9 protein-coding genes are annotated in these 9,822 nt (G+C 74.1%); 5 read left to right on the forward strand and 4 right to left on the reverse strand.

Going from position 1 to position 9,822, the window contains the following annotated elements; genetic code table 11:
- The 4 genes from ACYVD5_RS16110 to ACYVD5_RS16125 all read left to right on the forward strand — a co-directional run.
- On the forward strand, positions 1-930 hold a 930-nt coding region (locus ACYVD5_RS16110), incomplete at its 5' end, for a decaprenyl-phosphate phosphoribosyltransferase (protein ID WP_461001866.1).
- A 104-nt stretch (positions 931-1,034) separates the two neighbouring features.
- Positions 1,035-2,423, forward strand: a complete 1,389-nt coding sequence (locus ACYVD5_RS16115; RefSeq protein ID WP_461001867.1) for an FAD-binding oxidoreductase — start codon at positions 1,035-1,037, stop codon at positions 2,421-2,423.
- Positions 2,424-2,497: 74 nt separating this feature from the next.
- Positions 2,498-3,097 carry a DUF1707 SHOCT-like domain-containing protein gene (locus ACYVD5_RS16120; RefSeq protein WP_461001868.1) on the forward strand — a complete coding sequence of 200 codons (600 nt, stop codon included), beginning with the start codon at positions 2,498-2,500 and terminating at the stop codon, positions 3,095-3,097.
- Between the two features lie 72 nt (positions 3,098-3,169).
- Positions 3,170-3,940: a decaprenylphospho-beta-D-erythro-pentofuranosid-2-ulose 2-reductase gene (locus ACYVD5_RS16125; RefSeq protein WP_461001869.1), complete on the forward strand. Its 771-nt coding sequence runs from the start codon at positions 3,170-3,172 to the stop codon at positions 3,938-3,940.
- 266 nt (positions 3,941-4,206) lie between these two features.
- On the opposite strand, the gene ACYVD5_RS16130 is transcribed toward ACYVD5_RS16125, so the two are convergent.
- Genes ACYVD5_RS16130 through ACYVD5_RS16145 form a run of 4 tightly spaced genes read right to left on the reverse strand, consistent with a single transcriptional unit; the run spans position 4,207 to position 8,155 of the window.
- Positions 4,207-4,794: a GTP-binding protein gene (locus ACYVD5_RS16130; RefSeq protein WP_461001870.1), complete on the reverse strand. Its 588-nt coding sequence runs from the start codon at positions 4,792-4,794 to the stop codon at positions 4,207-4,209.
- Positions 4,775-5,149, reverse strand: a complete 375-nt coding sequence (locus ACYVD5_RS16135) for a DUF742 domain-containing protein (protein ID WP_461001871.1) — start codon at positions 5,147-5,149, stop codon at positions 4,775-4,777. The genes ACYVD5_RS16130 and ACYVD5_RS16135 overlap by 20 nt, the downstream gene beginning before the upstream one ends.
- Positions 5,150-5,162: 13 nt before the next feature.
- Positions 5,163-5,603, reverse strand: coding sequence for a roadblock/LC7 domain-containing protein (locus ACYVD5_RS16140; protein ID WP_461001872.1), 441 nt, complete (start codon positions 5,601-5,603; stop codon positions 5,163-5,165).
- 2 nt (positions 5,604-5,605) lie between these two features.
- Positions 5,606-8,155 (reverse strand): nitrate- and nitrite sensing domain-containing protein, encoded by a 2,550-nt coding sequence (locus ACYVD5_RS16145; protein ID WP_461001874.1) that lies wholly within the window; start codon positions 8,153-8,155, stop codon positions 5,606-5,608.
- A gap of 493 nt (positions 8,156-8,648) precedes the next feature.
- On the opposite strand from ACYVD5_RS16145, the gene ACYVD5_RS16150 reads away from it, so the two are divergent.
- Positions 8,649-9,800, forward strand: coding sequence for a VanZ family protein (locus tag ACYVD5_RS16150; protein ID WP_461001873.1), 1,152 nt, complete (start codon positions 8,649-8,651; stop codon positions 9,798-9,800).
- Positions 9,801-9,822 lie beyond the last annotated feature (22 nt).

Here is a 9,822-nt window from a genome sequence, read left to right on the forward strand (position 1 = left end):
CCCGCCGGGAGCGGCGCCCGCACCGGTCCGCTCGGCGCGCCCGCGCCGCGCCGGGGCGGCGGCTCGGCTGCGTTCGCGCTGCTGCAGGCGGCCCGCCCCAAGCAGTGGCTGAAGAACCTGCTGGTCTTTGCCGCGCCCGCCACGGCCGGACTGCTCGGCGACCCCCGGGCGCTGGCATGGAGCGCCGCCGCCTTTGCACTGTTCTGCGCCGCATCCAGCGGCACCTACCTGCTAAACGACGTCCGCGACGCCGCCCGCGACCGGCTGCACGAGCTGAAACGCACCCGCCCCGTTGCCGCCGGCCGGCTGCCGCCCGCCTTGGCCGCGGGCACCGGCGCGGTCCTGCTCCTGGCCGCACCGGCGGCCGCCGCGGCCGCCGGAAACTGGCCGCTGCTGGCCGTACTCGCCGGTTACGTGGTCCTGACCAGCGCATACACGCTGGCCCTCAAACACGTCACCGTGCTGGACCTGGTCGCCGTCGCAGGCTGCCACGTGCTGCGGGCCGTGGCCGGCGGAGCGGCCATCGGGGTGCCGCTCACCCGGTGGTTTCTGATCGTGGTTTCGCTGGGTGCGCTGCTGGTGGTGGCCGGCAAGCGCGAAGCCGAACTGCGCACCCCCGGCGCCGCCCGCACCCGCGAAGCGCTGGGCCGCTACAGTCTGAGCTACCTCACGCAGGTACGCACCATGGCCGCGGCCGCGATGATCGTCACCTACTGCCTGTGGGCACTGGAAAACCCGGCCGGGGCGCCGTATCCGGTGCTGTACGGCATCAGCATCGTGCCGTTCATCCTCGTTGTACTGCGCTACCACCTGCTGGTCGACCGGGGGGTAGGCGAGGAACCCGAGGACCTGGCGCTGCGCGACCGCCCGCTGCAGCTCAGCGGGGCGGTACTGCTGCTGATCATCGGCCTGGGCGCGCACCTGGCGTAGCGGCGGAGGCGCACCGCACCCCGGCAGCCCCGGCAGCCCCGGCCGCACCGCCGGGCGGGCACCGGCGCAGGCAGCGGAGAAAACGGGCAACGGAAAGGACGGCGATGGCCGACACCGCCCGGAACGGCAACGGCACCCTGCTGACCGGCTGGGGGCGCACCGCGCCCACGGCCGCCACCGTCCGGCGCCCCCGCACCGCCGCAGAAGCCGCCGAGCTGCTGCGCGCCGCCGCCCGCGAACCCGCAAGCCGGCGGCGCGGTGCGATCGCCCGCGGGCTGGGCCGCTCCTACGGCGATGCCGCCCAGTGCGCCGGCGGCACGGTGCTCGACTGCGCCGACCTCGCCCCCGGCTTCCGGCTCGACCCCGGCCGGCCGGCGGTCACCGCGGCGGCGGGCACGAGCCTGGCCGAACTGGCCGCCCACCTGCTGCCGCGCGGCTTCTACCTGCCGGTCGTCCCGGGCACCCGCCACGTCACCGTGGGCGGGGCAATCGGCGCCGACATCCACGGCAAAAACCACCACGCCGACTCCTCGTTCGGCGCCCACGTGCACGCGCTGCGCATCGTCACCCCCGACGGCGCCCACCGCGAAGCCGGGCCCGACCGCGACCCCGAGCTGTTCTGGGCCACGGTCGGCGGCATGGGGTTGACCGGCATCGTCACCGAGGCGACGTTCTCCGTGCTGCCGGTGGAGACCGCGGCCATGCGGGTGGACACCGACCGGGTGCCCGACCTGGACGCCGCGCTGGCGCTGATGAGCTGCGGCGACGCCCACTACCGCTACTCCGTCTGCTGGATCGACCTGCTTGCCCGCGGCGCGGCGGTGGGCCGGGGCATCCTCACCCGCGCCCGCCACGCCCGCCTCGGCGAACTGGCGCCCGCCCAGCGGCGCGACCCGCTGGCGTATGCGCCGCGCACCGCGGCCACCGCACCCCGGTACGTGCCGCCGCGGCTGCTGAACGCCTGGAGCGTGCGGGCGTTCAACGCCGCCTACCACGCGCGGGCGCCGCGGCGGGAGCGCGGGCGGATCCGGGGCCTCGCGCCGTTCTTCCACCCGTTGGACGCGGTGGGCGGCTGGAACCGGCTCTACGGGCCGCGCGGGCTGGTCCAGTACCAGTTCGCGGTGCCTTTCGGCGCAGAGGACGAGCTGCGCCGCATCGCCGCCGAACTTGCGGCGGCCGGGGCGCCGTCGTTCCTCACGGTGCTCAAGCGCCTGGGGCCGGGCACGCCCGCGCCGCTGTCGTTTCCCATGCCCGGCTGGACCCTGGCGCTGGACCTGCCGGCCGAGCTGGCGGGGCTGGCCGGGTTGCTGCGCCGGCTGGACGAGCGGGTGCTGGCCGCCGGCGGCCGGATCTACCTGGCCAAGGACGGCCGCGCCGCACCCGGCGCCGTGCACGCAATGTATCCGCGGCTGGCCGAGTGGCGCGCGGTGCGCGCCCGGGTCGACCCCGAAGGTGTGCTCACCTCGGACCTGGCCCGCCGCCTGGAGCTGTGACCCCTGTGCGCGCAGCCCGTCCGGGTCCGGCCGGGGGCGGGCTCCGGCGGGCGCCGCGGGGATAGGATCCGGCCATGGAGCCGACACCTTCCCCCACTCCGCGCAAGCGGGTCTCCGACGCCGAGCGCGCCCAGACCGCCGCCCGCCTCGGAGAGGCGTTCGCCGAAGGGCGGCTCGGTCTTGACGAGTTCGACCGGCGCAACTCCGGCGCCCACGAGGCCGTTTTCGATGACGAGCTGCGCGAGCTGGTGGCCGACCTGCCTGAAGCCGGCCAGGGCACCGCGGTGGCGGTGCGGCCGGAGGCGGGGCTTGCGGAGGCCGAGCAGGACGAGGTGGTCGAATTGTCCACCGACAGCGCCTCGCTCCGCCGCCGCGGCGAGTGGGTGGTGCCGCGCCGGCTGCGGGTGTCCTCGCGTGCCGGCAGAGTCCGGCTCGACATGACCGAAGCGGTCGTCCCGCACCCGGTGGTGGAGATCGAACTGTCGGTCTACGCCGGCTCCACCGTCCTGGTTCTGCCGCAGGGCGCCACCGCCAACCTGGACGGGTTGCGTACCTTCCACGCCAGGGTGCGCTCCAAGGTCCCAGCGGCGCCCCGGCCCGGCGCCGTGCACATCGTGCTGCGCGGCGAGACCTACACCGGAGCCGTGCGCGTGCGCTATCCGCGCGGCGGCTGACCACCGGCCGCAGACCCGCCGGGCGCCCGGTGCCCGACCCCGCAGAGCACACGATCTGGAGGACCAGGACCCATGCGCAACGCTGTGGGCGCCGTGGATTCGGTGCTGCTGCTGGGCGGGCGCAGCGAGATCGGCGCGGCCGTGGCCGAACGGCTGGTGCGCGACGGCGCCCGCCGCGTGGTGCTGGCCGCCCGCGGCGCAGTCGGCTCCACCGGGGCCGCCGGCACGGCCGAGCGGCTGCGCGCCGCAGGAGCGGCTGAAGTGCACCTGCTCGACTTCGACGGCGCCCGACCCGAGACCCACACCGGGGTCGTCGATACCGCCGCCGGGCTGGTGGGCGACCTGGACGCGGTGGTCGACGCGTTCGGCGTGCTCGGCGACCAGGCGGCCTTCGACGCCGATCCGGTGGCCGCCGCCGAAGCCGCCGCCGCCACCTACACCGGCCACGTTTCGGTGGGGATCGCGGTGGCCCGCCGGCTGCGCGAGCAGGGACACGGCACCCTGGTGGTGCTGTCCTCGGTCGCCGGGGTGCGGGTGCGCCGCGCCAACTTCGTCTACGGGTCGGCGAAGGCGGGCCTGGACGGTTTCGCCCAGGGGCTGGGCGATGCGCTGCACGGCAGCGGCGCGCGGGTGCTCATCGTGCGGCCCGGCTACGTGCGCACGCAGATGTCGGCCCACGTTCCGGCCGCGCCGCTGGCGGCCACCGCCGAGCAGGTCGCCGACGCTGTGGCCGGCGGCCTGCGCACCGGGGCCGAGACCGTTTGGGTACCGCGCCGGCTGCGCCTGGTCTTCGCGGGCATGCGGGCGCTGCCCCGCCCCCTCTGGCGCCGCCTGCGGCGCTAGTCGGCGGCAAAGCACCGACCCTGCGGAAATGCCCAGATATCAAAGCTGAGGGCAGGCATTTCACCATGATCATCATCGGAAACCCGACATGACGGACACACGCGCGCCCACCCCGGCCGCCCACCGCCCCGGTGCCGCTTTTCGGTGCAGGCCACCCGCCGCCCCGCTGCGCACAAGGCCGCATAGTGGACCTGAGCCGCCCACCCGCCGACCGGGCCGCCGCCTGCGGCGCCAGCGGCCGCCGCGGTACCGGCGGGCGCCCGGCCTCAGGCCGGTGCGGCGATCGTGGTGGCGACGTGCTGGACCAGTGTCTCCAGCACCTCTTTGGCCGATTCGCGGGTGCGTGCGTCGCACAGCAGCACCGGTACCCGCTGGTTGAGGGCGAGTGCCGCGGCGACCTCCTCCTCGGTGTAGCGGTGCGCACCGTCGAAGCAGTTCACCGCCACCACGAACGGCACCTCGTGCCGCTCGAAGAAGTCCACCGACGGGAAGCAGGTGTCCAGCCGCCGGGTGTCGGCCAGCACCACCGCGCCCAGCGCCCCGTAGGCCAGTTCCTCCCACATGAACCAGAAGCGCTCCTGGCCGGGCGTACCGAACAGGTAGAGCACGAGTTCGTCGCTGATCGTGATCCGGCCGAAGTCCAGCGCGACGGTGGTGGTCGTCTTCTCCTCGATCCCGGCGAGGTCGTCCACCCCCAGGCTGGCCTCGGTCATCACCTCCTCGGTGCTCAGCGGGGCGATCTCGCTCACCGAGCCGACAAGGGTCGTCTTCCCGGCACCGAAACCGCCTGCGACGAGGATTTTGATCGCCGAGGGGATGGGGGTGCCGGTCCGGTCAGAGTCGTTGGATTCCATCGAGTACCGCCTGGAGTATGTCCCGGTGCATCGGGCTCTGCTGTGTGTAGGGGGCGCGGGCCAGGACGTAGCCCCGGCCGATGAGGTCGCCGAGCAGGACCTTGACCACGGCGACGGGCACGTCCAAGTGGGCCGAGACCTCGGCGACCGACTGGGGGCGCGTGCACATTTCGAGGATCCGCAGCTGCTCGGGCTCAAGTGCGACCTCGTCGACATCGGCGCGCGCCGCGATGACAACGCTGATCATGTCCAGGCGGACCGCATCGGCGTGTTCGCGCCCGTGCGCGATGACGTAGGGCCGGACCAGCGGGTCGCCGGCTTCTGCGCCGTGCCCGGATTCCCGGTTCTCAGCCATTCCTGCTGCCCTCCTATCCCGCGGAGTCGGGGGTACCGCCGCTTGGTGATGCGGCCGGCTCCTGCTGGCGGGGCGAGGCGTCCAGGAACCGGCCGACCTGTTCGACGAGCACGTTCATTTCGTAGGCGACCAGGCCCACGTCCGAACTTTCCTCGGCGACCACCGCGAGGCAGGCGCCGCTGCCGGAGCCGGTGACGAACAGGTAGGCGTGCTCCATCTCCACGACCGTCTGCAGCACTCTGCCGCCGTTGAACTGGCGGCCGGTGCCCCGGGCCAGGCTCTGGAAGGCGGAGGCGACTGCGGAGAGGTGCTCGGCGTCATCGGTCGCCAGGTCGTTGCAGCGGCCGATGAGCAGCCCGTCGGCGGAGAGGACGATCGCGTAGCGGGCGCCGACGGCCCTCTCGACGAGCTCGTCCAGCAACCAGTTCAGGTCCTTGGCGGCGTTGTTCGTCACGGTCACGAATCCTTGTCCGTATCGGTCTGGCGCTGCTGGCCTTCACTGCGGCCTCGCCGGGTGCCCTGTTGGAACGCCGACATGTTGTGCCGCAGCCGTGCCAAGCGTTCTTCTTCGTGCTCGGGCGACGCCGGCGGGGCGGCTGCGCCGTCGGGGCCCGATGGAGTCTCGTAGAGCTGCGGGGCGAGGTTGGCCTGCGGTTGGCGCTTGGGCAGCTGGGGGCGTGCTTCAGTGCTCTGCCCGGGCGCGGTTTCGGGGGAATGGGGGGACGGGTCGGCGGCAGGGGGACGGGAATCGGCGGTTTCCTCCGTGGACGTGGCGGAGTCGGTCTCCTCGGGTGCGGTGCTGTCGCCGGGGGAGGAGTGGGGGCCGCGCGGCGTGCCGCGGCGGGGAAGCCCTGCCGCGGTGTACCGGGGCTCGGCGGGGCCGGGCCGGTCGGCCGCCGGTTCCGCCGCGGGAGCGCCGTCAGCGAGCATGTCACCGGAGACTACCCCGGGCGCCTGCGGGGTGGCGGATTCCGCGGCCCCGGGACCGGCGCCGTTGGCGGTGGTGGCAGCGGTACCGGTGCCGGCGGCGTTGGCCGGAGCGGCCGGGGCGGTGCTGCGGCCCGGTGCCGGCGCCACGATCTGCGGGCGCTGGCCGTTGGTGCTGTCGAACGCCGTTTCCGGCAGCGGCTGGTCGCTGATCAGGTCCTCGGGCAGCAGCACGATCGCCTGGACACCGCCGTAGGGCGAGGACCGCAGCCGCACGCCGATGTCGTGCCGCCGGGCGAGCCGCGAGACGACGAACAGGCCCAGGTGCATCTTCTCGTTGAGCCGCATCACGTCGAACTCGGGCGGGTCGGCGAGCACGTCGTTGGCCGCGGTGAACTCGTCCTCCTCCATGCCCAGCCCGCGGTCCTCGATCTCCACGGCCACGCCGTTGGGTACCCGTTCGCCGCTCAGCCGGACCCGGGTCTGCGGCGGGGAGAACGTGGTGGCGTTGTCGACCAGTTCGGCGACCAGGTGGATGACGTCGGCGACAGCGGGGCCCTTCAGCGCCACCCGGGCGATGTGGTGGCGTTCCACCCGCGTGTAGTCGCCCGACTCCGAGATCGCGCCGCGAAGCACGTCCACCAGCGGCATCGGCCGGTGGAACGTGCGGCCGGGGGTCTCGCCGCCGAGGATGAGCAGGTTCTCGGCGTTGCGGCGCGAACGGGTGGCCAGGTGGTCGAGTTTGAACAGCTCGGTGAGCTGGGCCGGGTCCTCCTGGTCGCGCTCCATGCGGTCCAGCAGCCGCAGCTGGCGGTGGATCAGGGTCTGGCTGCGGTGGGCGATGTTCAAGAACACCCGGTTGACGCCGTGCGCCAACTCGGCCTGGCGCACGGCGGCGTCGACGGCGAAACGCTGCGCCTTGTCGAAGGCGGCGGCGACCTCGCCGATCTCGTCGTCGCCGGCGGTCAGCGGCGGGATGTCGGCGGCGGAGTCCAGCGGCCGGTTGCTCTGCAGCCGCTCGGCCACGGCCGGCAGCAGTTCGTTGGCGCGGTGGTCGGTCTCGTCGCGCAGCCGGGCGAGCCGGTCCACCACGCGGTTGGTGGTCTGCAGTGAACGGGAGATCGCCAGGAACCCGAGCACGGCGACACCGATGCTGCCGCCGATGGCGATGGCCAGCCAGCGCAGGGCCGCGTCGGTCTGGATCCCGGCGGCGTGGTGGGACTCCGCGGCGACGATGTCGGTCAGTTCCTCTTTGACCGGGGTGTAGGCGGCGTCCCACTCCTGGCGGGTGACCGGGACCGGGGCGTCGCGCGTCTCTTCGCCGGTGACCGGGTCGACGGTGGTGGTGACCTCGCGTTGGACGATGCGGTTTTCCAGCTCCAGCAGGCGCCGGTAGTCGGCACCGCCCATCAGCCGCTCCAGCGCGCGGGTCTGCTCGGGTGAGAGGAACCCGCGGGCGGACTTCAGGGAGGCGTGGTAGGCGCTGTTCAGGCGGGTGAACTCGCGCTGGTCGGCGGGGGTCAGCCGCCCGTTGGCGAAGCCGCGGGTGAGTTGGGCATCGCTCTGCGCGAGCAGGTCGACGGTGCGGAAGGTGTCGGCCGCGCTCATGCTCGGGCCGACCGCGCCGGAGGCGGGGGTGCCGCGGGCCTGCTCGGCGAAGAGGTCGGCGGCCGTGCTCAGCAGCCGGTTGTATTCGCGCAGCACCTGCTCGCGCGTTGCGGTGCCGGCGTTGATCTCGTCGCGGATGGAGCCCAGGCCGCGGTACCGGCCCTCGAACTCGGCCATGCGTTCGCGGATCGGGTCGGGGGCCTGGTCGCGGAACGGCTCGTAGCGGTCGAAGACCACCTGGGTGCGTTCGTCGGAGTCGGCGCGCGCCTTCTGCAGCTGCGCGCGGGTCTCGTCGGGCCGTTCGAGGTAGGCGACCGACTGGGAGCGCTCGTCGACCAGCGTGACCAGTGCGGTGGCGGCGGGGGTGGACAGCCGGTGGATGGCGTGCCCGTACATCCCCATCTGGGTCGCTTGGACGGTCAGGTAGCCGCTGACGGCGAGCCAGAGAGCGATGAAGGCGGCAGCGGGCATCAGCACCGCCCGGCGCGTACGCCGGCGAATGCCGGTCGTCCGCATACTCTTCGCTGACTGCACGGTACTCCTAGTGGCGAATCAAGGGTCGGGGCGCTGCTGCGGAGCCGTGTCGCGGAGCGGGGTGCGCCCGGTGGGACCTGCACGAATCCGTCGCGGTCGAGGCGCGGCCGACATTCGCAGGGGCGGGTCCGCGCATGACCGTGGAAGCCAGGGGATTTTTCGTTTGCTCAGCATGCTCAGTGGTGGTTCACGGCTGACTTCCCCGTTGTGACGAAGAATGCGATCACAGTACTGCTTTGCCCGCTGGAAAGCGTTAAGCGGCAATTGCCGGAACACGATAGCGTGCCCGGTCTCGTCTCGGCGATCCGCGTCCGCTGGTCCGCGGCTGTTCGGCGCCCCCGCAACCGGTGCCCGCCGCGGGAAAACCGGTGCCGCCGATCGCCTCATTCTGCTGCGCAGCGCGCCAAGGCCTCGTTAACCTTGCCTGGATATGGAGGGGTTATTCGCGGCCGACGCCGCTGCAGAGCCCGCGGCCTGCGCAGTGGCGCTCGCCGCGGTCCTCGGTGCTATGGGATTCCTGCGCCGCCAGTACCGGCGCTTCGGGCGCCTGGCCGGCTGGTCCGGCCGCGTCACGCTGGCGCTGCCGGTACTGGGGATCGGTCTGCTCGCCTTCGCGGTGTATCCGCTGCCTGCGCCCGCCGCCGGCACCTGCACGGGCGGCGGCGTGCCGCCGGTACCGGTCCCGCTGGAGACCTTCGCCGCGCCGGCCGCGCAGGCCGGCGCCGGCGCGCGGCACACCGCCGCGGCTGCGGCCGTGCTGCTGCCGGTCGGGTTGGTGCTGGGCTACCGCTACCGGCGCGGGCTGCTGGTTTCTGCGGGGCTGTGCGCGCTGCTGGCCGCCGCGATCGAGGCGGTGCAGCTCACCGGGGCACTGGGCGCCTACCCCTGCCCCTACCGCACGGCGGCTGCCGACGACGTGCTGCTGGGCGCGCTGGGCGGCCTGCTCGGCAGGCTGCTGGCGCCGGCGGCCAAGCGCCTGCTGCCGCGCGCTCGGCCCGGGGCCGTCGCCGACTTCCTGCCTCCGGACGCGGGCCGGCGGGTACTCGGCCGCGCCCTGGACCTCGCAGTGTGCTGGTACGGCGCCTGCGCCGCCGAAGCCGCGGCGGCCGCGCTGGCCCCCGCCGCGGCGACCGCCCTGGTCGCACCGGGCCAGGTCCGCAACGCGGCACTGGCGGTGCTGGTACTGGTGTGCGGCGCCGCCGTCCCGATGCTGCGCCGCGACCGCGCCACGCCGGGCCAGGCCGCCTGCCGTCTTGCGTTGTCGGCGATCCGGCCGCAGCGTCCGGCCGCGCGCCCGCGGGTGCTGCTGCGCGGCGTGCTGAGCTACGTGCCGGTGGCCGTACTGCTGGGGGCCGGCCTGGGCTGGTGGGCACCGGTGGTCGCGGTCCTGCACGGCTCCTGCGCGCTGGTGCGCAGCGACCGGGCGGGCCTGTTCGACCTGGTCGCCCGGACCCGGGTGACCACCCGCGCTGGGCTGGTCGGCGGGCTGCCCGATGAGCTGGTGCGGTACGCCGGACCCGGCGGCGATTCCTCCGGCGCCGCGCTGCCGGCCGCGGCCGGCAGCGCCGGCGGCCCGCGGTGACCGGCGCGGCGGGCGCGGCCCC

This window comes from Streptomonospora sediminis, assembly GCF_054778995.1.